Below are 22,700 nucleotides of genomic sequence, written 5' to 3'. Positions count from 1 at the left end.
CGAAAACCGGACGAAACGGCGTTTCGTAGCTCCAGTTCGTCGAATTGGCATAAACGTGTCGGCCTTTGGGCCGACGCCGACCGACGGAACTCGGCGAACGGAGAAAAAAGAGCGACGAAATAATGCATCACATATTCGACGAAGAGGGCAAGAACTAAAGCGTGGGAGACGTACTCACGGGAAAGATGGCGACAGTAACGCTGGACGCGCTCAGGAAGGAGTATACCAACGGTCGGATCGTGGCCGTCGACGACATCCACCTGGACGTCGAAGACGGGGAGTTCATCACCGTCGTCGGACCGTCGGGCTGTGGAAAGTCCACCACGCTCCGGATGATCGCAGGTCTCGAGCGACCGACCGCCGGGCGAATCTTCGTCGACGGCGAGGACGTGACCGCCGTCCACGCCCGCGAGCGCGACGTGGCGATGGTGTTCCAAAACTACGCGCTCTACCCCCACAAGACAGTCGCGCAGAACATGGCGTTCGGCCTGCGGATGTCCACCGACCTCTCGAAGGACGAGCGCCGCGAGAAGGTCCGCGAAACCGCCGAAATGATGGGCATCGAGGACCTGCTCGACCAGAAGCCCGACGAACTCTCTGGCGGCCAGAAACAGCGGGTGGCGCTCGGCCGCGCCATCGTCCGGGACCCCGACGTCTTCCTGTTCGACGAACCGCTCTCGAACCTCGACGCGAAGCTCCGGACCACGATGCGAACCGAGATTCAGCGGCTTCAGGACGAACTCGGCACCACCTCCATCTACGTGACCCACGACCAGGAGGAGGCGATGACGATGGGCGACCGCATCGTCATCCTGGACGGCGGCGAACTCCAGCAGACCGGCGTGCCCACGGAAGTGTACGACGACCCGGCCAACGAGTTCGTCGCCGGGTTCGTCGGCTCGCCGAGCATGAACTTCCTGACGGTGGCCGTCGAGCAGGAGGGCGGGACGACACGGCTCGTCGGCGCGGACGGCTTCGACTACGAACTCGCCGACGAGCGACTCCGGAGCGCCGTCCGGGGCCGCGACCGGGTCCGACTCGGCGTCCGGCCCGAGGACGTCTCGGTCGCCGGACCGGGGCGCGAGGCCGTCGAAACCACCGTCGAGGTCGTCGAACCGGTCGGCTCTGACAACTACCTCCACCTCGGCCTGGGCGAGGACTTCATCGCGCGGGTCGACTCGGGCGTCCAGCCGACGCGGGGCGAGACGGTCCACGTCGCGTTCGACGCGAACGACGTCCACCTCTTCGACGCCGAAGACGGCGAATCGCTGCTGTACGAACCCGAGCGGTCGGCGGCCCCGACCGTCTGAGCGCGGGCGTTTCGAGAAAGGAATTCGGTCGAACGACTCGCTGTTTTCGCTTCGTGAGAGGACGAGCGGCCGAATAGCACCGAGCAGGACCGCGACGACGATTACCCATAGCGTCCGTGTGACGGCGACCGAGGGTGCGGTCCCGAACGCAGAGCGTTCAGCCAGGACTTTGTCGAACGCGGCCGGGTCGGCACTAATCTTCGGCGACCGCCGCCGGCTCCTCGTGTAACATCCCCTCGCGGTCCAGCAGCGCCAGCGTCGCCGTCCGAAGCGCGTGTGGCCACCCCAGCGGCGTGGCGCTGTCGGGCGTCCCGTCGTCGAACACCTGCTCGGGGAGCAGCGCGCCGTTCGGACAGAGCGGCCCGTCGGGCATGACGAGACTCAGCAGGTCCCGCGATTTCTCCGCGAACTCCCCGGCGCGCCGGTCGCCGCGGTCCGAGAGCAGCGCCGCGAGGTTCGCGCACGCGAACGCGCCCCACGCGGTCGAAACCGTCCAGATTTTCTCGCCGTCCTGCGAGCGGGTCCGCCAGTCGTCGCCCTCGTAGCGCGCGAGGCCCCGGACCGGACTCCCCGCGGGGTCGCGGTGGAGTGCGTCCACGACGGTCCGGACGTGCGAAACCAGTCTGTCGAGGCGGCGGTCGTCGACCTCGCTCACCCGGTCGTACGCGAGGTGGGCGCTCGCCAGCGCCAGCGAGGCCGAGTCGCACCGGGGGTCGACGTCGCCGACTTCCCCCTCCTCGCCCTCCACGGTTTCCGCGACGATTCGGTAGCCGTAGACGCCCCTATCGGGGACCCAGAGGTCGTCGAGTGCGTCGTAGACGCGGTCGGCCCCCTCGGCGGCGCGGTCGGCGAACGCCGCGTCGGTCGCGGCCGCCGTCGCGTAGGCTTCGAGGAACGTCGCGGCGGTGTGGCAGAACCGGCCGACGGCGTCCTCCCAGGCGTTCTGGCAGGCCACCGGGAGGCCGTCTCCCTCGACGGTGCGGTCGAGTCCGTCGAGCGCGGCCGCGAGCGTCTCGCGCGCCCGGTCGGCGCGGTCGGCGTCGAGGTCGGCGAGCGCGTCGGCGAGGAACGCGGCGACGCTCGCGGTCTGGTCGGCCTGGTACTCGCTGTAGTCGGTCCCCTCGCCGGCCGCGAGGTGGCTGTTCGCCCACCCGGGCGCGAGCGTCCGGTTGCGCGGCCACACGCGGTGGGGCCACGCCCCGTCGGCGAGTTGGGTCGCGCAGTAGCTGTCGGCGCTCCGGGCGTGCCAGTCGCCGAGGCCGAGGTCGAACCGGCGGTCGGCGCGCAGGAGGAACCGGGCGATCTCGGCGTCGTCGCGGAACCAGGTGTAGCCGTAGCCGCCCGAGTGGGCGTAGTAGGCGTCGAACTCCGGGCCGGCGATGCGGAGGCCGGTGGAAGCCGACAGCGCGCCGACGGCCCGGAGGTCGGCCGTCACCGCGTCGGACTCGGGGAGGCCGTCGGGAACCGCGGGCGCGCGCTCAGCGGCGGCCCGCTTCAGAGAGTCGACGTCGACGTAGTCGTCCAGCACCGCCGCGAGGCGGTCGAGTGCGGCCTCGCGGTCGGTTTCGGTGGCGTCGGTCAACAAGGTCGCGAACGTTGCCGCGCCGTCGGCGAAGCGGAGTTCGCAGAGAACGTCGCCGCTCAGACTGGCCTCCTCCCGGCGGCCGCCCTCGTCGGTCCGGGGGCGCTCGACCGGGTCGGCGTCGAGCAATCGCGCGAAGTCGGCCGGAACGCATCCGCGAGCGTCGAACCCGGCCGCGCCGGCGACGAAGTCGTGTTCGTCGTCGTGGTACACCTCGACGGCGTCGGCGTGGTGGAGTTGTCCGATTCCCGTGTCGCGGCCGTCCGGACCGAAGCCGAGGAAGGCGACGAGTTCGAACTCGTCGCCTTCCTCGACGTCTCGTCCGACCTCTCCACGCTCGACGCGGGTCACGTGCGCGGGTCCGAGCGTGAGGTCGTACTGGACGAGCGTCTCGCCGTCGGGGAGTCGGTGCTCGGTGACGACGAGCGTCGTCGCGCCGTCGTAACGCTGGTCGACTGTCTCGCAGTCGTCGAACCAGGTCACCTCGCCGCCGCGTCGCACGCCCAGTCGGGAGACGTCGAGGCCGTTGCGACCGGTGAGCGGCGACCCGAAGTCTCGGAGTCGGCCGCCGCGGCCGACGTGGACGAGTCTGGCGTCGTCGGCGGCGGGCGTGTATCCGGAGAACAGTCCTGCGGTGGTCCGGCGCTCGCCGGGAAAGCGCGTCTCGTGGCCCTCGTGTCGTTTGAAGTCGTCGAGGGCGTCGCGGAGTTGCATTGGCGGAACGGACGCGGCGCCCCGGTTAATAACCTTTGGTGTAATAGTTGTTCACACGTACACGAATTGCGGAACAGTGAAGTGTGTCGCCACGCCCCGTGGGAGTATGCACGAACCCGGTCCGCCCAGATTCGTCGCCGTCGGCGAATCGGTCGAACTCGCGCCCCGACGTCCGAATCCCGACGCGACGTTCGCCTGGACGCTCGTCGATAGCCCGGAGGACAGCGCGCTGGACGACCGCGCAGTCAGCGACGGCGCGGTCGTCCACCTCGAACCCGACGCGCCCGGCGCGTACGCGCTCGAACTCGACGCTCCCGACGGGACCCACCGCCAGACCGTCCGGGCGTTCCCCGACCCTCGCCGGGAGACTCAGTTCAGTCTCCCCGTCTCGGACCTGCCCCTGCCGGAGGACGAGGTCGGCGACGTCTCTCTTATCGGTCCGTTCAACGAGTACACGCTCGGCCGCGACGCGATGGTCCGTGAGGGCGACGCGTACGTCGCCGACCTCGACCTGCCGCCGGGCGACCACGAGGGCATCTGCGTCTTCGACGACGACTTCGAGCACACCCGGACGGTCGAGGTCTCGGTTCCCGGGACGGGGCGGCCCCGCGTCCACCTGGAGGGTCACGTCGAAGGCGAGACGCTGGTCGTGACCGCACAGGCCGAGGCCGCGCCCGACGGGAGCGACCCGGACGTGGAGTTCTGGCTGGACGACCGCGACGACCTCGCGGAGTCGGCCGTCACCGAGGACGGCGACGAACTCCGCGTCCCGGTCGCCGACCTCCCCGAACTGGCGCGCGTCCACGCCGTCCCGGTCGCCGAGCGCCACGGCGTCGCCGACACCCTGGTCGTCTCCGCCGACGGCGACGTGGCCGTCTCCCGGCCCAACGACCCGCCCGAGTGGGCGCGCCACGCCACCGTCTACCAGATATTCGTCCGGCGGTTCGCGGGCGAGACCGTCGAGACGACCTTCGAGGAGATAGAGCGTCGAGTGCCGTACCTCGAATCGCTCGGCGTCGACTGCCTGTGGCTCACGCCGGTCGTCGAGAGCCCCACCGACCACGGCTACCACGTCACCGACTACTTCGACACCGCGAGCGACCTCGGTACCCGCGAGAAATTCGAATCGCTGGTCGGGCGACTCCGCGAGGCCGGTATCCGGGTCGTCTTCGACCTCGTCGTCAACCACACCTCCCGGGACCACCCCGCGTTCCAGATGCACTCGGCGGGCGTCCCCGAGTACGCCGACCACTACGAGCGGGTGCCTGCCGACCCCGCGGAAGCCGACCGCGACTTCGTCGACACCGACGACGTCGACTGGGCGGGCACGGGCGCGCCGGGCTACTACTTCAACTGGACCCGCATCCCCAACCTAAACTACGACTCGCTAGCGGTGCGGTCGTGGATGCTCGACGTGGTCGACGAGTGGGCGCCGCTCGTCGACGGGTTCCGGGCCGACGTGGCGTGGGGCGTCCCCCACGGCTTCTGGAAGGAGGTCCGCGAGCGAGTGAAGGCCGAGGATTCGGAGTTCTTCCTGCTCGACGAGACCATCCCGCGGGACCCCCAGTTCCACGAGAACGAGTTCGACGCCCACTACGACACCGCGCTCTACGGTGCGCTCCGCGATATCGGCAACGGTGAGGCCCCCGCCGCCGCGCTGTTCGACGCGCTGGACGCCAACCACCGAGAGGGCTTCCCCGAGTCGTCGCTGCTGCTCCGGTACGTCGAGAACCACGACGAGACGCGCTACCTCGAAGAGTGCGGCCGGGCTGCGCTCCCGGCGGCCGCCGCCGCGACGTTCACCCTGCCGGGCGCGCCGATGATCTACTACGGCCAGGAGCGGGGCGTCTCCGAACAGCGCGGCGAGATGAAGTGGCACGACGGCGACGACGCGCTCACCGCGTTTCACCGGCGGCTCTCGCGCCTGCGGCGTCGCCGGTCGGTCCTGCGGACGGGCGACGTCGAGCGCGTCGAGTGGGCGTGTCCGGATAGCTCTGGCGACGACCGAACGGTCGCCTACGCCCGCGACGACGGCGACTCCCGACTCGTGGTCGTCCTCAACTTCGGCGCGGAACCCCGAGACGTGGCGGTCGGCGAACCCGTCGGGACGACCGACCTGCTGACCGGCGAGTCGGTCGCCGCCGGGGCGGGCGCGGGCGGGTCCGACGAAACCGTCGTCGAGGTCGCCGACGCGGTCGTCCTCGAAGGCGAGTGTGAGCGCGATGCGCGACCGGTCGACCCCGCCGCGCGAATCCTATCGGACTCGCGAGTTGCGCGATACACGGTCCTTAAGTGCCGTCCCGGGCCATCTGTGAACGATGGACGACCCGATGCTCTCTCGACTGCTGCGGGAGTTCGGCTTCTCGGACAAGGAGATAGACATCTATCTGACGGTACTCGACCACGGCGAAGCGAAGGCAAGCGTCGTCGCCGACGACGCCGGCGTCTCCAAGCGGTACGTCTACAGCGTCAGCGAGGAACTGGAGGAACGGGGGTTCGTCTCGGTCAACGACCACGCGGTGCCCGCGACCATCAGGGCCGTCCCGCCCGAGCAGGTCGTCGCTTCGCTCACCGACCACGCCGAGCAGATGCGGCCCGCGCTCGAAGCCCGCTACTCCCGGGTCGCGCCCCAGTCCGACGAGTTCGAGGTCATCAAAGCCCGCGTGACGGTGCTCAAGCGCGTGACCGCGCTCATCCGCGAGGCCGAACAGGAGGTGGCGCTGTCGCTGCCGTACGACCGCCTCTCGGAGGTGGCCGACGAACTGCGCGACGCGGTCGACCGCGGCGTCCTCGTTCTGCTGGTCGTCACCGGCGCCGACCCCGCCGCCGACCTCGGTCTCGACGGGGTCGCCACCGTCGCCCGCGCCTGGCGGGAGTCGATGCCGACGATGATAACCGCCGACCGGACCCGGAGCATCGTCGCCCCGCCCGCGATGATCGCACGGTCGAACAGCGGCGAGCGCGCCATCGCGTTCACCCAGCGCCAGCTCGCCCCGGTCATGATCGGCTCCTTTTTCGGTAACTACTGGCCGATGGCCCAGGAAGTGTACGTCGCCGACCCCCACGACCTGCCCGAGACGTACGACGACTTCCGGCAGGCGGTCCTGCAGGCGACCCTCCACCTCCGGGCGGGCGCCGACGTCGTCGCTACCGTCCGGGGGCGTCCGGTCGACGAGGACGACGACGGCCCCGACGAAATCGAGGGTCGGGTCGTGGCAGTCCGGCAGGGACTGGTCGAACCCGCGAACAACTCGTTTCCGGTCGAAGCGGCGCTCGTCGTCGAGACGGGCGCCGGCCGGTACCTCGTCGGCGGCGAGGGCGCGTTCGTCGAGGACTTCGAAGCGGAGGCGGTCGACCTGGCGTTCGCGGAGTGACCGGGGTCGGCGCTCCCGCTACAGTCGGAGGTCCCCCTTTACGATGCTGTGGGCGAGCATCGACGCGTAGTCGACGTACGGCTCCCAGTCGGACGCCGCGCCCGCTTCCAGTCGGTGGCGGTGGAGGTCCTCCCAGACCGTCGCGAGGAGGAACGCCGCTTGCGCCCGGTAGAACCGCTCGTTCGAGAACGAGCGACCAGTTCGCCGCTCGTACCGAGCGACCAGTTCGCGTCTTCTGGGGCTACCGGCTCTCGCCGTGAACGGGGCGAGTCCCTCTTCGTTCCTCTCCTCCAGGTCCCGTATCGCGTCCTCGTTATCGTACCGCGCCCGGAGTTCGGCCAGCGACGGCGTCAGGTCGCCGTCGTCGCGCCACCGGAGCAGGAGGTAGCCGAGTTCGGTCAGCGGGTCTCCGAGCATCGCCGTCTCCCAGTCGAGTACGCCGGTTATCTCGGGGCGGTCGGCCCCTGCGAACAGCACGTTGCCCGGCCGGAAGTCCCCGTGAACCAGGGTGATTTCCGGGTCGGACGGGGCGTTTTCTAGGAGCCAGTCCCCCACCGAGCGGAGCGTCGGGAGTTCCCGGCCCGTCACGCCCGTCGTCTCGTCGAGTCGCTCCGTCGCGCGAACGACCTGTTCGCGCGGGGTGACGCGGTCGCAGACGCCCTCGAACGGGTCGACGTCCACGGAGTGAATCTCGGCCAGCGTATCGACCAGCAGATCGGCCACGCGACCGCGCGCTTCGGGGTTCTGAAATCGCTCGGGCAGGTCCGAGCCGAGCGGAACCGCCGCGCCGTCGAGGCGGGTGATGACGAAGAAGGGGCCGCCGAGAACCGACTCGTCGGTGCAGAACGCCACCGGCTCCGGGGTTGGAACCTCGGTTTCGGCGAGTCGTTCCAGCACTCGGTACTCCCGCTCTATTCCGTTCATGTAACTGGCGTCTCGCAGCTTCTTCGGCCGTCGAAGGACGTACGCGTCGCCGTCCGCGACGGTCGAGACGGCGACGACGAGGTTGAGTCCGTCGTGGAGCACCTCGGTTCCGTTCACGGCCGCGCCCAGTTCCGCGGAGAGGTACGATTCGAGCGCGGCGGCGTCCACGTCCGTCCCGGTCGCGGTCATAGTCCGACGGAACGCGGGGTGCTCAAAAAAGACTCCCGGAGGTGTGGGATGGTCACCCAAACGGTGCGCGCCGACGCGCGCTTCGCCGGGTTGGATTTATGACAACTCGCCGCGACCGTTCGGTAACATGCCCTCGGAACCGATAGACTACGCCCGACTCGAGGAGGGCCGCGACTGCAACTACTGGGAGATGGACCCGACGCTCCGGTTCGAAGCGCGGCGCGTCTACCCCGACGACGAGTTCGAGTGGGCCGAACCGGTCCTCTCGGCGTTCGGCGAGGCGCTGGGCCACCGGATGGCCGACGCCGCCGACCGCATCGACGAGGCGGGCCACGAACTCCGGTCGTTCGACAAGTACGGCGAGCGACTGAACGAGGTCGAGTACCACCCGCTCCTGCGCGAGCAGGAGGAGATAGCCTACGAGGAGTTCGGGCTGACCCACGACCCCTTCCACGCGCCGCCGGGTCGGGACGAACCCGTCGGCCTGACCCACGCGCTGACGATGCAGGCGCTGCTGTGCTACGTCGACATCGGGTTCTGCTGTCCGGTTTCGATGACGACCGGCGTCGCCATCATCCTGGAGAAGTTCGACGACGGCGCGCTCGCGGAGTACTTCGAGCGCCTGACGTCCCGCAGTCTCGACGACCACATCGAAGGGGCGATGTTCCTCACCGAGGAGCAGGGCGGGTCCGACGTGGGGACCAACGAGGTGCGCGCCGAACCCACCGACGAGGCGGGCGTCTACCGACTGTACGGCGAGAAGTGGTTCTGCTCGAATATCGACGCCGAGGGCGCGCTGGCGCTGGCGCGCACGCCGGACGCTCCCGACGGCGTCGCCGGCCTGTCGCTGTTCCTCGTGCCGCGCACCGGACCCGACGGCGAGGTCAACGAGGCCCACTTCCGGCGACTGAAGGACAAACTCGGGACCGTCTCGGTTCCGACGGGCGAAATCGAGTTCGAGGGCGCCGAGGCGTACCTCGTCGGCGAGCCGGAGTCGGGGTTCCGGTACATGGCCGAGATGATGAACTTCGAGCGGTTGACGAACGCGGCGGGCGCGGTGGGCGTGATGGGCCGGGCGCTCCTGGAGGCGAAGGTGCGGGCCGCCCGGCGGGAGGCGTTCGGCAAGCCCCTCGACGAACACCCGCTGATGCGCCGGGACCTCGTGGACATGACCGTCGACTACGAGGCCGCGGCCGCCTTCACGTTCGAAGCGGCGCGACTGCTCGACGTGCGCGAGCGGGTCGGCGACGACTCCGACGCCTATCGGCTGATGCGACTGTTCGTCCCCGTCGCGAAGTACAGGACCGCGCGGACGGCCGTCGACGCGACCTCCTACGCGATGGAGGTGCTGGGCGGCAACGGCTACGTCCGGGAACACACCGTCGAGCGCCTGCACCGCGACGCCCAGGTGCTGCCCATCTGGGAGGGGCCGTCGAACGTCCTCGCGCTCGACGTGCTCCGCGCGTTGAACCGCGAGGACGCCTACGAGGCGCTGATTCCGTACGTCCGGGAGAAACTCGACGCCGTCGACCTCGACCACTCGCTTCTCGAGGACCTCGCCGCCGACGCCGACGAGAAGTTCCGCGAACTCCAGGCCGGCCTGGGGACGCTGGCGACCGAGGACGCCGACTACGCCCAGTACCACGCGAAACGACTCGCCGACCTGATATTCGACGTCGTCTCGGCCGCGCTGTTGCTCGAGGAAGCGCAACGGCAACTGGACGAGCGAGAGGACGCCCGGAAGGCGCTCGTCGCCCGACGGTTCGTCGAGACGCGGTTCGGCGACGCGGAGGCCTACGGCGTCGCGTCGGGCGACCGCTTCGCGGCGGACGACGACGTCTTCGCGTCTGTCTCTCGGTACGCGTCGGTCGCCCCCGACGCGCTGGTCGAGGTCGGGGCGGCCGACGACTGACGAACCCCAGCGCGGGACGCCCTACCCGTCGCCGGCGTCGCCGAGGAACTCGCGGAGCAGTTCGTTCGTCCGGGACGGACGCTCCAGTTGGACCCAGTGGCCGGCGTCGGGGAAGCGTTCGAGTCGCAGGTCCTCGACCCACCGGTCGACGCCGTCGAACATCGCCGCCGCGTCGAAGTGGTCCCGTTCGCCGTAGAGTATCATCGTGGGAGCCGTAATCCGGCCGGCCTCGAACCCCGTCGACGAGACGCGTCGCCCGAACCGGGGCAACACGAGTTTGCGGAGGAAGCGCTTGCCGAGGTTCGCGCGGTAGTAGTTCACCATCGCGGTGAGCGCCCCGGGTTCGGCGAGCGCGTCTCGATAGCGCTCGAAGTCGGCGGCGTCGAAGGCGTCGTCGCGTCCGACTCCGTCCGAAACCATCCGCTCGTGGGCCGCGTAGTCGTTCGCGCGAAGCGCCCGCTCGGGAAGCCCCGGGAGTCGGAAGAAGTACGTGTACCACGCCCGCCGGAACTGGTCGAATCGGTCGAGTCCGCGGTCGAACGCGACGGGATGGGTGACGCCGACGGAGACGAGTCGGTCCACCACTTCGGGCCGCCGACTCGCCGTCTCCCAGGCGAGGAAACCGCCCCAGTCGTGTCCGACGAGGTGGGCCGTCTCGTGGTCGAGCGCCTCGACGAGTTCCGCCACGTCGGCGACGAGTTCGTCGACGGCGTACCGTTCGACGCCGGTCGGCTTCTCGGTCCCGTTGTAGCCCCGAAGGTCCGGCGCGACGGCCCGATAGCCGGCGTCGGCGAGCGGAGTGAGTTGTTCGCGCCACGAATACCAGAACTCCGGGAAACCGTGGAGTAACAGCACGAGCGGGCCGCGACCCGCTTCGACGTAGTGGAACGAGAGTCCGTTGGCCGCGACGGTGTCGTGGTTCCACGTCGTCCGGTCGTCCATGCGTCGAACGTCTCCTCCGAATCGAATGAGTTCGCTGCCCCGCCACCGGGGTTGCTTTATAACGTCACCGTCCTTCGTGCGGAGGTTTCGACGCCTGCGGCGGGTCGCGCCGGGCGACGTTCGACTCCGGACGCATACGAAGAGTAATTACTTCGTTCGGCAATAAATTTTATATTCCGTAGCTGTCAACCGGTTCGTGGAATGGCGAGCGACCCAGACGAAAACGGGCGAACCGGGCGAGGCGAATCGGGCGGCGCGGAATCGAACGACGACGAGTCGCGGCCGGCCGAGACGCTCGGTCGGCGGGGATTCCTCGGCGGCGCGGCCGGACTGCTTGCCGCCGCGGCCTACTCCGCGTCGGTGCCCGAGACGGTTTCGGGGCGAATCGCGAACGAGCGCGACGGCGACACTCAGCGCGTCACGTCGCCCGACGGCGCCGTCGAGGTGACCGTCGACGCCGCCGACGGCGTGCCGACGTACGCGGTTTCGTTCGACGGGACGACGTACCTCGAGCCGTCGGCGCTGGGCTTCGAGTTCCGTAACCAGTCGACGTTCGGCGCGGCGTCGGACGGCGCCGACGGCGCCGACGTCACGATAACCGGCACCGAGCGCGGCACCGAAACCGAGCGCTGGGAGCCGATATGGGACCAGTACGACCGCATCGAGGCGGAGTACAGCTACCTCCGGGTCGGACTGGCCGAGACGGCCGGCCCGGGCCGGTCGGCGAACCTCGAATTCCGCGTGTTCGACGACGGACTCGGCTTCCGGTTCGTCCTCGGCGAGGACTTCGCGAGCAACGCCGGACGGACCGTCGTCACCGCCGAGAACACGCGGTTCGCGTTCGACGACGACTACGACGCCTGGTGGATTCCGAACGAGTTCGTCAACCCGCGGTTCGAACAGGAGTACCAGCGGACGAAACTCAGCGAGGTCGAGTCGGGCACCCGGACGACCCGCCCGAACGGGAACGCCGTCCGGAACGGCGCCCACACCCCGTTCACGGTCAGGGCCGGCGAGGACGCGTACCTGAGCGTCCACGAGGCCGACCTCACCGACTACGCCACGATGTCGCTCGCACCCCGGTCGACGGAGGGCGGAACCGACTTCTCGGCGGAACTCGCGCCGCTCCCCGACGGGACGAAGGTGTCGGCCGAACCCCCGCTGGCGACGCCCTGGCGGACCGTCCAACTCGGGCGCAACCCCGGCGACCTGATGGAGTCGTCGCTGATTCCGCTACTCAACGACGACCTCGACGAGTCGGTGCTGCCGACCGTCGGCGGCGAACCCGACACGAGTTGGATGACGCCCCGGACGTACGTCGGCATCTGGTGGACGATGATCGCGGGCAACGCCAACTGGGAGTACAAGTCCGACGCCGACATCGAGGCGAACGGCGGCGACCCGGCGGCGTACATCCACGGCGCCCGCACCGAGCGCATGAAGCGGTACATGCGGTTCGCCAGCGAGAACGGCGTCGAGAGCGTGCTCGTCGAGGGCTGGAATCGGGGATGGGATAGCTACCCCGGGTCCGGAGTGTCGATGGACTTCGACGAGTCGTATCCCGACTTCGACCTGCCAGCGGTCACCGACTACGGCCAGTCGCTCGACCCGAGCGTCGAGATGACCGCTCACAACGAAACCGCGGGGAACCTCCCCAACTACGAGGACCAGATACTGAACGACGACATCTTCGCGTTCTACGAGGACAACCACATCCGGAGCATCAAGAACGGCTACGTCAACGACAACGGCCTGGGCCACGAGGGTGACGGCGGGACGGCGACGACCAACCACCACAGCCAGATCGCGGTGAACCACCACGAACTGGTCGCGCGGCGCGCCGCCGGCAACCGGCAGTTGCTCGAACGCCACGAGGCCGACAAGCCCACCGGCAAGCGCCGCACCTACCCCAACCTCGCGTCGACGGAGACGGTCAAGGCCCAGGAGTACGACGGCTTCACCGCGCTCGGGTCGGACGTCGGCACGGACCACCACGTCACGCTGCCGTTCACCCGGATGCTCGCCGGCCCGGCGAGCTATCAGCCCGGCATCTTCGACATCACGTTCCACGACGACACCGGCGGGCAGATACAGACGACGCGGGCGAAACAGCTCGCGATGTACCCCAACTACAACGCCGGATTGCAGATGGCCGCCGACCGCATCGAGGCCTACGTGAACCCCGAGCTTTCGGTCGGCGAACTCCTCCAGGCGGCCAGCGGCGACCTCGGCGCGTTCGTCACCGCCGACAACTGGCGGAACGCCTTCGGGACCAACTACGTCGCGGTCGACCCCAACCGGGTGCCGTCAGGGTCGTCGGCGTCGTGGGCGGTGACCGACGTGCCGGCCGACGGGACCTACGACCTCCACCTCCGGTACGCCAGCGCGCCCAATGAGAACTCCCAGCGCGTCATCGACGCCGGCGGGCCGCGGGCCACGCTCCGGGTCAACGGCGAGACCCGGACCCTCGAACCGCCGTTCACCGAGTACTGGGACGACTGGCGGGTGTTCACGACCTCGGTCGAACTCACAGCGGGCGACAACACCGTCGCCGTCGAACTCCACTACGACGATTCGGGCGAGATGTTCACCGGCGACGTCGGCGGGTTCAACCTCAACACGGTCGCGGTCACCGAGCACGGCGCGGAGTCGCCGATTCCCGAGGCGTACGAGGGCTACGCCCCCGAGGCCGAGAACTTCGAAACCGAGCGCGAGTTCGACTTCCTCGCCGTGGTCCCGGCCGGCGGGTGGGACGACACGACCGTCGTCGACGCCGAAATCGGCGAGTACGTCGTCACCGCCCGCCGGAAGGGCGAGGAGTGGTACGTCGGCGCGATGACGAACGGGGCGGGCCGCGCCGTCGACGTCCCGCTCTCGTTCCTCAGCCCCCGTGACGAGAACGCCGACGGCCGCGGCGCGCCGCGAGGCCCGAAGTACGTCGCGGAGATTTACTCGGACGCGGCCGGCACCCGCTACGACGAGAACCCCACCGACGTCCGGGTCGACGAACTGCTGGTCGACCCCGGGACGACCGCCGTCGCCTCGATGGCCGCCAGCGGCGGTCAGGCGATTCGACTCCGGCCCGCCGACGGGGGCGACCGGCGGGACGTCCCCGCCTACGAGGCGCCGGACCAGACCTACACCGGCTTCGAGGCGCCCGACGTCGCCGTCTCCGGCGGGTCGATACGCCTCACGATTTCGGGGCGGAACGCCGGGTCGGTCGTCGGCGGCGAGCGCCTGGGGGTGTTCGTCGACGGCGAGGAGGTGGCCAGCGCGTTCGTCCGGTTGGCCCCCGGCGAGGGCGAGGCCACCGCGCAGGTCGAGTTACCCTACCTCTCGGCGGGCGACCACGAGATACGGGTCGGCCGGTCGGCGGCGGAGGCGCTTCCCGCCCAGACGGTCGAGGTGCTGCCGGCGATGGAACTCTCGCCGACGTGGCTGTTCGAACCCGGCGACGACCCGGCCCGGGCGGCCCCGAACTACGACGATAGCGGCTGGGAGCGGGTCGAACTGCCCGCCAACTGGGAGGACCACTCGGGGTACACCGAGAGCAACGTCTTCGGGTGGTACCGCAAGACCATCACCGTCCCCGAGTCCTGGGCGCAGTACGACGCCGACCTGCTGGTCCCGCTGGGGAAGATAGACGACGTCGACCGGACCTTCTTCAACGGGGAGACGGTCGGCCAGAGCGGAAGCCCCGACGACGGCTTCGCCACCGCGTGGCAGGTCGAGCGGAAGTACCGGGTGCCCTCGGAGAGCGTCAACTACGGCGGCGAGAACGTCATCGCGATTCGGGTCTACGACGCCGGCGGCGGCGGCGGCCTCTACGCGGGACCCATCGGCCCCGTCCGGCCCGATTACGACGTCTGAGCCGAATCGGGCGGCCCGGCCGGTCGCCCGACCGGCCGGGCCGCCGAGAGATAGAGGGACGATTAGAGAACGACGGAAAGCGGGGACGGTCCGCGCCGCGCGGCGCGGACCGTTCCCGTCGGTCGGCGGACTCACGAGTCGGAACAGTGAAGCGACTACGGCGTCGGTCCGATAAACGAGAAAGTTCGTTCGTGCGCCGACCTCAGAGGTCGCGGGGCTGAACGGTCTTGCGGTCGTTCGCACCCGCTCGGGTTCCGGCTTCCTCGAGGAGTTCCGCGACGCGCTCGTCGAGCGCGTCGTAGAAGTCCGAGGAGACGTTCTTGCCTTCGAGTGCGTCCTTGACGGCCGCTTTGACGATTAGGTCTGCCATGCAGAAGATACTCTCAGCTTCGACTAGATAAAACCATCCGTTTCGCGGCCGCGTCCTGCGCTTTGACGGTTCGTACGCGACCGCGCTCCGTTACCGTCGACGAACGCGACCTCGCTGCTTACACCGAACTTCCGACTGAACGCCGTCACGAGGCCGAAAGCGTCCGATTCCGGCCGAGCGCACATCGTCCCGGTCATGGTCGGGAGTGGTTATTACGGCGTCCGATACGAGGTCGAAGATACGATGTCGTTCCACCGAAACCTCGAGTTAGACCGACGGTGTCCGCGCTGCGACGCGGAGACGCGCTGGGTGAACGGTGTCGAGCGCTGTAACGACTGTGCGTGGTGCTACCCGCGGGGGACCGACTGATCGAACCGATGGAACGACGCCTGCTCGAACTGCTGTACCGTCGCGGTCCGGTGCACATCGACGACGTCGTCGCCGAACTCGACGGACATCCCTTCGAGGTGGAGCGGTGCTGTACGCGGTTGTTCCGGGAGGGTCACCTCACGACGACGAGTTGCGGCGTGTACCGCCTCTCTTCGAGGGGGCTACGACGGTGCCGGAGCGACGACGCCGATGCCGATGCCGATGCCGACGCCGACGTCGCTTCAGGCGACTGATTTCGTTCTAATGCGTCGACGGTGCTCGCCCGAGGGCGGACTCGTTCAGACGCCCGCGATGGCGCGCAGCGCGAACAGCGCGTTCTCCTTGCGCTCTCGAATTCGACGGTAGAAGTACAGCATCCACTTGTCGCCGTACGGGACGTACTGGTTGACCTCGCACCCCTCGTCGGCGAGCGTGAACTGAGCGTCGTCGCGCACGCCCATCAGCATCTGCACCTCGAACGGCGTCCCGTACTCGTCGTGAAGCCGCTTCGCGTGGCCGATCATCGCGGGGTCGTGGCTTCCCACGGCGACGCCGTCGTCGAACTCCTCGAACATGAACTCGAGGTGGTCCCTGTACGCCTCGTCGACGCGTTCCTTCTGCTGGTACGCGACCGACTCCGGTTCGTCGTACGCGCCCTTCACGAGGCGGACGCTCCCCGGGAGTTCCGCGAGGCGTTCGAGGTCGTCGCGCGTCCGCTTGAGGTTCGCCTGGATGGCGAGGCCGACGCCGCCGCGGTGCTCGGTCGCGGCCCGTTCGAACGCGTCGAGGGTCGCGTCGGTCGTCGTGTGGTCCTCCATGTCGACCCAGACGAAGACGTCGCGGTCGGCCGCGGCGTCGACGATACGGGCTAGATTTTGGCTGAACGTCTCCGCCCCGACGTCGATTCCGATCTGAGACGGTTTCACGGAGATGCTCGCGTCGACGCCGCTGTCGTCCACCGCTCGAATCAGCTCCCGATAGACCCGCGCGTCTTCGACTGCCGATTCGGCGTCGTGGTAGTGCTCGCCCAGTAGGTTCAGAATTCCACCGACGCCCCGGTCGTTGAGCATCGAGACGTGGTCGATCGCTCCGGCCATCGTCGTTCCAGCCACGAATCGATTCGCGATCGGCGGGATCATCGTTCGACAGTTCGACTGTACCCCCCTATAGCAACACCCTACCAAACGAATCACTGTAGATAGCTATGAAACAAACGGGCGGGACGGACGGTCCCCGTCCCGCCCGTCGCATTCTTACCGCCGCCTCCGCCCGCCGCATCCGACCACCGCCTCCGACCGCCGCGTCGCACCGTCCCCCGACCATATGAGGGAGTGTCTATTACCGCGGTCCGCCGGGACGATAACGCATGAGTCAGCAGACTGGGACTCGACTCGGTCGTCACTACATCGACGGCGAGTGGACCGAAGGAACCGGCGAGAACGAGTTCACGAGCGAGAACCCCGCGACGGGCGATTCGCTGAAGACGTTCTGTCGCAGCACCGAAGACGACGTCGCACGCGCCGTGTCGGCGGCCGAAGACGCGCAAGCGGAGTGGCGTGAACTCTCGTACATCGACCGCGCGGAGTACCTCTGGGACATCTATCACGAACTCAAAGAGCGCACGGACGAACTCGGAGAAATCGTCACCAAGGAGTGCGGCAAGGAGATCTCGGAAGGGAAGGCCGACGTGGTCGAGGCCGCCCACATGGTCGAGTGGGCCGCGGGCAACGCCCGCCACCCCCACGGCGACATCGTCCCCTCCGAAATCGGGAGCAAGGACGCCTACATGCGCCGGCAACCCCGGGGCGTCATCGGCTGTATCACGCCGTGGAACTTCCCGGTCGCCATCCCGTTCTGGCACATGGCCGTCGCGCTGGTCGAGGGCAACACCGTCGTCTGGAAACCCGCCGAACAGACCCCCTGGTGCGGCCAGATTATCGCCGAGATGTTCGACGACGCCGGCATCCCAGAGGGTGTGTTCAACATGGTCCAGGGCTTCGGCGACGTCGGTAACGCAATCGTCGAGGACGACCGCGTCGACACCGTCCTCTTCACGGGGTCGGCGGAGGTCGGCCACCAGGTCGCCCAGAAGGTCGCGGCCCAACCGGGCAAGCTGGCGGCGTGCGAGATGGGCGGCAAGAACGCCGTCGTCGTCACCGAGGAGGCCGACCTCGACGTCGCGGTCCACTCGGCCATCATGTCATCGTTCAAGACGACGGGTCAGCGCTGCGTCTCCTCCGAGCGTCTCATCGTCCACGAGGACGTCTACGACGAGTTCAAGCGACGGTTCGTCGAAACCGCGGAGAACGTCTCGGTCGGCGACCCGCTCGACGAGGAGACGTTCATGGGCCCGCTCATCGAAGCCGAGCACGAAGAGAAGTTCCGCCGGTACAACGAACTGGCGCGCGAGGAGGGCGTCGACGTGCTGGTCGACCGCGAGGAACTCGACGACGACGAGATTCCCGAGGGTCACGAGGGCGGCCACTGGGTCGGTCCGTTCGTCTACGAGACGGAGTACGACGAGGACCTCCGCTGCATCCACGAGGAGGTGTTCGCCCCGCACGTCGCCCTCATCGAGTACTCCGGTAGCATCGAAGACGCCGTCACCCTCCAGAACGACACCGACTACGGACTCGCCGGCGCGATCGTCAGCGAGGACTACCGCCAGATCAACTACTACCGCGACCACGCCGAAATCGGACTCGCGTACGCCAACCTGCCGTGCATCGGCGCAGAGGTCCACCTCCCGTTCGGCGGGGTCAAGAAGTCCGGCAACGGCTATCCGAGCGGGCGCGAGGTCATCGAAGCCGTCACCGAGCGTACGGCGTGGACGCTGAACAACTCCAGGGACATCGAGATGGCTCAGGGGCTGTCGGCCGATATCAAAACGCAGGACGACTGACGGTTTCTTCCCCCGCTCGGTCGTCCGGCGGAACTACTCGGGGTTCAGCAACTTCGCTTCGGCTTTGCGCAGGTGTTCAAGGAGCGTCGTCTTCGAGATGTCGAGTTCGTCGGCGAGTTCCCTGGTGGAGATCTCCCTGGGCCACGTGTAGTAGTCGAGTTCGCACGCCAACTCGAAGACCTCCCGTTGCCGGTCGGACAGCTTGTACAGCCGAGATTCGACGTTCCGTTCCTCGGTTTCGAGCGACGTGATCTTCGTCACTTCGACGTCGGCGTCCTTCTCCTCGCGCAGCGCGTCGATTCGCGGTTGTAGCCCGTCCCGACCCTCGTCGGTGAACACGGGCCAGTACTCCCGGCCGTCGTCGATTCGAACCGGCGCGTAGTGGACGAACCCCTGCGTGACCAGCGCGTCGCTCATGCTGTTCTGCAGGTCGTACTCGACGAACAGTTCGCGCGTCGTGTTCCCCAGCGACGGCACGTTCTGGCGGAAATCGTGGCGCCGTTCCATCACCGCCACGCTGTCCGTTAGCTCGGAGGCCCGCGCCGCCTCGATCAGCGCCTCTACGTCGTCGGTCGTGTCGCCGTACACCGTGAAGTTCGCCTTGACCGTGTCGCCGGTCGTGTTGTACACCGTGTGGGCGAGCAGTCCCGCGTCGGTTTCCTCGGTGACCCTGAGCGTCCAGCAGTGCGGATGCCAGACCTTCAGCGTGATCTTCGAGCCGACTCCCGGCTCCGCCGATAGTTCACTCATAGTATCACGAACACCCCACGTTTGCCACAAGTTAGCAAACAATTCATAAACATCTTCCTATCTCGGTTCGGTTCTCTCGGGAAAGTTGTCCGAATTCCGATGATCGTGAGGCGACGGCCGGTCCTCTGTGAGGTGGCGTCGACCGGTCCCCTCGTCTATCCGTCGGCCTGCCGGAACCGGTTCCGGACGACGCGCCGGAACACGGTTTCCGCGCGGTCGGAAGTCAGTCGGCCGACACGCTGAACCCGTCGAGGGAATCGTGGGGCTGTTTGATGAACGTGTGCTTCCCGATGATTCTCGCCGACCCGGACACCTCCGGCGTCACGACCGTCGTCCCGCGACGGTCCCGAGCGTCCACGAGTCGCCCTTCGAATCGCGTTCCGATGATGCTCTCGTGCAGGTAGGGTTCGCCGACGTCGAGTCGGTCCTTCTCGTGCAGCAGCGTCATCTTCGCGCAGGTGCCGGTGCCGCACGGGGAGCGGTCGACCGACCCTTCGCCGAAGACGACGACGTTCCGGTCGGCCTCCGCGGTGGACTGGTAGAACTCCGCGATGGACACGGAGTCGGCCTCACCGGTGAACGGATCGACGACGTCGAGTTCGTCGTTGACCCGCTCTCGAATCCGGAGACCGTACTCGACGAACCGGTCGGTGTTCGCCGTGTCGACGGCGATTCCGAGTTCGTCGCCGTCGACGAGCGCGAAGAAGTTCCCCGCGTAGACGACGTCGACCGGAATCGCCGTCGGGCCCGCCGGCCCGTCGACGGTGACCGTCGTCCGGTCGTACACGAACGACTCGACGTTCCGTAGCGCGACCGACGTCACGATTCCGTCTTCGACTTCGGGGTGCGTTTCGACCAGCCCTGCCGGCGTCTCGAGGTAGATCGGCGACCGGGGTTCGACCTCCCCGAGTTCGACGAGCGCCGTGACCAGCCCGATGGTCCCGTGTCCGCACATGTCGAGGTAGCCGCCGCTGTCCATGAAGAACGCCCCGACGTCGGCCTTCTCGTGTCGCGGTTCGGCGAGGACCGCGCCGAACATGTCGTCGTGACCGCGAGGCTCCTTCATCAGGAACTCCCGCACCCAGTCGAGCGAGTCGGCGAAGGCGTCGCGCTGGTCGGCGACGGTTCCGCCGGCGAAGGCCGACCGGTCGAGGCCGTCGGTCACGATTCGTGTCGGTTCGCCCTGCGTGTGAGTGTCGACCGTTTCGATGCGAACGTCGGCGTTCATGTTTCGTTGAAGGTTTCGAGGGATTCGATTTCGTCGTCGCTCCAGTCGTAGAACGGTTCGTCGAGTTGGCGGAGCGTCTCGACGCACTCGTCGTGACGTTCCTTCGCCTCGTCGGCGTACGGGTCCGCGGGGTGCTCCTCGACCCACGTTCGGAGGTCGGCGAGCGCTTTCGGTGAGTAGGTGTCGATTTCACCCTGTCGCTGCACGAGCCGGAGTTTTCGCTCCTCGTCGGCGAGCGAGCGCCGAATCGCCACCGAAGCGCTCCCCACACGACGGTGACGACGACGAGCATCACGACCCAGGTAGCCGTCGTGAGCGCCATCGTCAGTCACCCCGCTGGACGGTCGACGAAGTCGATTCGGTCGGCGTCGGTTCCGAGACGAACTTCATCACGAGGACGCTCCCGAGAGAGAGAACGACCATCAGGGCGATGCCGCCCATCATGAGCGTCTGGTTCTCCGTTCCGATGCTGTTTATCGCGCCGTACCCGAGGATGAAGGCGATCACGACCGGGATGACGTACTTGACGATGCCGTTCCACCACCGGCCCACGTAGAGGTCGGTGCTCCGGTTCACGTCGATGACTCGCGCGCGTTCGGGACCGAACTTCCAGCCCACGAGCAGGATGATCGTCAGCGTCGCGAACGGGAATCCGAAGTTCCCGAACACGTAGTCCATCGCGCCGAGGAACTCCGACGAGTACGCGCTCGGGAGTCCGATCAGCCAGATGGTGGCCACGACGGCCGCCACGGACTGCGTTCGGCTCAGCCGCGTCTCCTCGGCGACCGTCGTCACGCCGACCTCGGTGATCGCGATACCGGACGTGAACGTCGCGGCGAAGAACCCGAGGAAGAACACGATAGCCCACGCCTGTCCGCCCAGGAGCTTCGGGAACACCTTCACCAGCGAGACGAACGTGAGCTGCGCACCCGACGCGGGTTCGAGTCCGAACGCGAACACGACCGGGAACACCGCGAAGATAGCGAGCAGTCCGATGCTCGTGTTCCCGACGGCGGTGAACACGCCGCCGCCGAGCGGAACGTCGTCGTACTTGCGGAGGTAGCTTCCGTACGTCAGCGCGATTCCCCAGCCCAAGCCGGTCGAGAACAGCGCCTGTCCGAGGGCCGCGACCCACGTGTCGCCGCGGAGGAGGTGACTCCAGTCGGGCGTGAACACGAACGCGAGTCCCTTCATCCCGCCGGGAAGCGTGAGTCCGCGGATGGAGACGGCGACGAGCGCGACGATGAGGAACGGAATCAGGTACTTCACGACCCGTTCGATCCCCCGGCGGATGCCGAACGCCAGGACGACCGCGATAGCCGCCATCGTGACCGGGTGCGTCCCGACCGTCAGCACCGGCGAACCCGTGAACGAGTTCCAGAACGCCGCCGCCTCGAACCCGGACTGGAAGAACGTGAGCAGCAGCGAGTTGGCCGCGTAGTACATCGTCCAGCCGATGACGGGTGCGTAGTAGGACATGACCCCGACGTTGACCAGAACGACGACGAGCGAGAGTCCGCTATAGAGGTCGTCTCCGACTATCTCCCTGAACGACCCGACGACACCCTTCTGGGTGTACCGCCCGAGCATCGTCTCGGCCATGAGCCCCGGGATGGCGATCAGGAACAGGAGGAGCACGTACGCGAGCAGAAACACGCCACCTCCGTTCTGCCCGGTGGTGTACGGGAGTCGCCAAATGTTTCCGGCCCCGACCATCGCACCGAGCATGGCCATGAGGAACCCGAACCGGGTGCCCCACTCTTCTCGGGCCGTTCTCGCCTCTGAGTCTGGCATGCTATTACATACACACCATGTTCTGACGGCCGCCTAAAGCCACGGGCTACCATGGTCGGCCCGCGTCGCTCGACGCGGAGTCGCCCGAACCTCCGCACCGAGCCTGCCGGTTGCTGAACCCTTTTCAGCGGGACCTCCGAACACCCATCCGTCAATGAGCGATCTCGAAGCACTCGACCTCGATTTCGTCCAGTTTGGTTCGACCGGCATCCGGACCAGCGAACTCCAGTTCGGCACCTGGCGGTTCGGCAAGGAAACCGAAGAGGGGAACGTCGAAATCGACGAGGAGCGCGCCCACAAACTGCTCGACGCCTACGAGGCGGCCGGCGGCCGGTACATCGACACTGCCGACGTGTACGGCGGCGGCAAGAGCGAGGAGTGGATCGGCGATTGGCTGGCCGAGCGCGACCGCGAACGGTTCACCGTCGCCTCGAAGATATACTGGCAGATTCGCGACGGCGACCCGAACA

At 67.9% G+C, this 22,700-nt stretch carries 15 protein-coding genes and 2 pseudogenes; 8 read left to right on the top strand and 9 right to left on the bottom strand.

What is annotated here, in order from left to right; translation table 11 throughout:
* The first annotated feature begins 185 nt into the window (after positions 1 to 185).
* On the top strand, positions 186 to 1,310 hold the full coding sequence (locus tag NGM07_RS20250) for an ABC transporter ATP-binding protein (RefSeq protein WP_253520680.1): 1,125 nt from the start codon (positions 186 to 188) through the stop codon (positions 1,308 to 1,310).
* Between the two features lie 193 nt (positions 1,311 to 1,503).
* Here the strand turns inward: NGM07_RS20250 and NGM07_RS20245 are convergent, their stop codons facing one another.
* Complete coding sequence (locus NGM07_RS20245; protein WP_253520679.1) at positions 1,504 to 3,606, bottom strand: DUF7997 domain-containing protein; 2,103 nt, start codon at positions 3,604 to 3,606, stop codon at positions 1,504 to 1,506.
* Positions 3,607 to 3,712: 106 nt separating this feature from the next.
* Here NGM07_RS20245 and NGM07_RS20240 point away from each other — a divergent pair.
* Positions 3,713 to 5,515: pseudogene (locus tag NGM07_RS20240) on the top strand (alpha-amylase family glycosyl hydrolase); the annotation flags it as partial.
* 409 nt (positions 5,516 to 5,924) lie between these two features.
* Entirely contained in the window at positions 5,925 to 6,980 is a 1,056-nt protein-coding gene (locus NGM07_RS20235; protein WP_253520675.1) for a TrmB family transcriptional regulator, read from the top strand.
* Positions 6,981 to 6,998: 18 nt separating this feature from the next.
* Here the strand turns inward: NGM07_RS20235 and NGM07_RS20230 are convergent, their stop codons facing one another.
* Positions 6,999 to 8,093, bottom strand: a complete 1,095-nt coding sequence (locus NGM07_RS20230; RefSeq protein ID WP_253520673.1) for a phosphotransferase family protein — start codon at positions 8,091 to 8,093, stop codon at positions 6,999 to 7,001.
* A 127-nt stretch (positions 8,094 to 8,220) separates the two neighbouring features.
* Here NGM07_RS20230 and NGM07_RS20225 point away from each other — a divergent pair, with 127 nt between their 5' ends.
* Positions 8,221 to 10,005 (top strand): acyl-CoA dehydrogenase family protein, encoded by a 1,785-nt coding sequence (locus NGM07_RS20225; protein WP_253520671.1) that lies wholly within the window; start codon positions 8,221 to 8,223, stop codon positions 10,003 to 10,005.
* Between the two features lie 21 nt (positions 10,006 to 10,026).
* On the opposite strand, the gene NGM07_RS20220 is transcribed toward NGM07_RS20225, so the two are convergent.
* Entirely contained in the window at positions 10,027 to 10,947 is a 921-nt protein-coding gene (locus NGM07_RS20220) for an alpha/beta fold hydrolase (RefSeq protein ID WP_253520670.1), read from the bottom strand.
* A gap of 201 nt (positions 10,948 to 11,148) precedes the next feature.
* Between NGM07_RS20220 and NGM07_RS20215 the strand changes: the two genes are divergently transcribed.
* Positions 11,149 to 14,817 (top strand): glycoside hydrolase family 97 N-terminal domain-containing protein, encoded by a 3,669-nt coding sequence (locus NGM07_RS20215; RefSeq protein WP_253520721.1) that lies wholly within the window; start codon positions 11,149 to 11,151, stop codon positions 14,815 to 14,817.
* 202 nt (positions 14,818 to 15,019) lie between these two features.
* Here the strand turns inward: NGM07_RS20215 and NGM07_RS20210 are convergent, their stop codons facing one another.
* Positions 15,020 to 15,187 carry a DUF1931 domain-containing protein gene (locus tag NGM07_RS20210; RefSeq protein ID WP_253520668.1) on the bottom strand — a complete coding sequence of 56 codons (168 nt, stop codon included), beginning with the start codon at positions 15,185 to 15,187 and terminating at the stop codon, positions 15,020 to 15,022.
* Positions 15,188 to 15,564: 377 nt separating this feature from the next.
* On the opposite strand from NGM07_RS20210, the gene NGM07_RS20205 reads away from it, so the two are divergent.
* On the top strand, positions 15,565 to 15,810 hold the full coding sequence (locus tag NGM07_RS20205) for a hypothetical protein (RefSeq protein WP_253520666.1): 246 nt from the start codon (positions 15,565 to 15,567) through the stop codon (positions 15,808 to 15,810).
* A 45-nt stretch (positions 15,811 to 15,855) separates the two neighbouring features.
* On the opposite strand, the gene NGM07_RS20200 is transcribed toward NGM07_RS20205, so the two are convergent.
* A complete protein-coding gene (locus NGM07_RS20200; protein ID WP_253520665.1) occupies positions 15,856 to 16,695 on the bottom strand; it encodes a proline dehydrogenase family protein in 840 nt (279 codons plus the stop codon).
* 227 nt (positions 16,696 to 16,922) lie between these two features.
* Here NGM07_RS20200 and NGM07_RS20195 point away from each other — a divergent pair, with 227 nt between their 5' ends.
* Positions 16,923 to 18,458, top strand: a complete 1,536-nt coding sequence (locus NGM07_RS20195) for an aldehyde dehydrogenase family protein (RefSeq protein ID WP_253520663.1) — start codon at positions 16,923 to 16,925, stop codon at positions 18,456 to 18,458.
* A 33-nt stretch (positions 18,459 to 18,491) separates the two neighbouring features.
* On the opposite strand, the gene NGM07_RS20190 is transcribed toward NGM07_RS20195, so the two are convergent.
* The 4 genes from NGM07_RS20190 to NGM07_RS20175 form a co-directional block, all read right to left on the bottom strand.
* Positions 18,492 to 19,208 carry a helix-turn-helix domain-containing protein gene (locus tag NGM07_RS20190; protein ID WP_253520662.1) on the bottom strand — a complete coding sequence of 239 codons (717 nt, stop codon included), beginning with the start codon at positions 19,206 to 19,208 and terminating at the stop codon, positions 18,492 to 18,494.
* Positions 19,209 to 19,431: 223 nt separating this feature from the next.
* The gene (locus tag NGM07_RS20185) at positions 19,432 to 20,436 is read right to left on the bottom strand and encodes a proline racemase family protein (RefSeq protein WP_253520660.1); all 1,005 of its coding nucleotides are present in this window, start codon (positions 20,434 to 20,436) and stop codon (positions 19,432 to 19,434) included.
* Entirely contained in the window at positions 20,433 to 20,705 is a 273-nt protein-coding gene (locus NGM07_RS20180; protein WP_253520719.1) for a DUF8026 family protein, read from the bottom strand. Before NGM07_RS20180 ends, NGM07_RS20185 begins: the two co-directional genes overlap by 4 nt.
* Positions 20,706 to 20,760: 55 nt before the next feature.
* The gene (locus NGM07_RS20175) at positions 20,761 to 22,230 is read right to left on the bottom strand and encodes a sodium-dependent transporter (RefSeq protein ID WP_382194627.1); all 1,470 of its coding nucleotides are present in this window, start codon (positions 22,228 to 22,230) and stop codon (positions 20,761 to 20,763) included.
* 154 nt (positions 22,231 to 22,384) lie between these two features.
* On the opposite strand from NGM07_RS20175, the pseudogene NGM07_RS25550 reads away from it, so the two are divergent.
* Positions 22,385 to 22,699: pseudogene (locus tag NGM07_RS25550) on the top strand (aldo/keto reductase); the annotation flags it as partial.
* Position 22,700: the final 1 nt, after the last annotated feature.

Origin of the sequence: Halorussus vallis (assembly GCF_024138165.1) — an archaeon.
Classification (GTDB): domain Archaea; phylum Halobacteriota; class Halobacteria; order Halobacteriales; family Haladaptataceae; genus Halorussus; species Halorussus vallis.
Note: the sequence above shows the minus strand (reverse complement) of the source record. Positions and strands in the feature narration are given on the sequence as shown.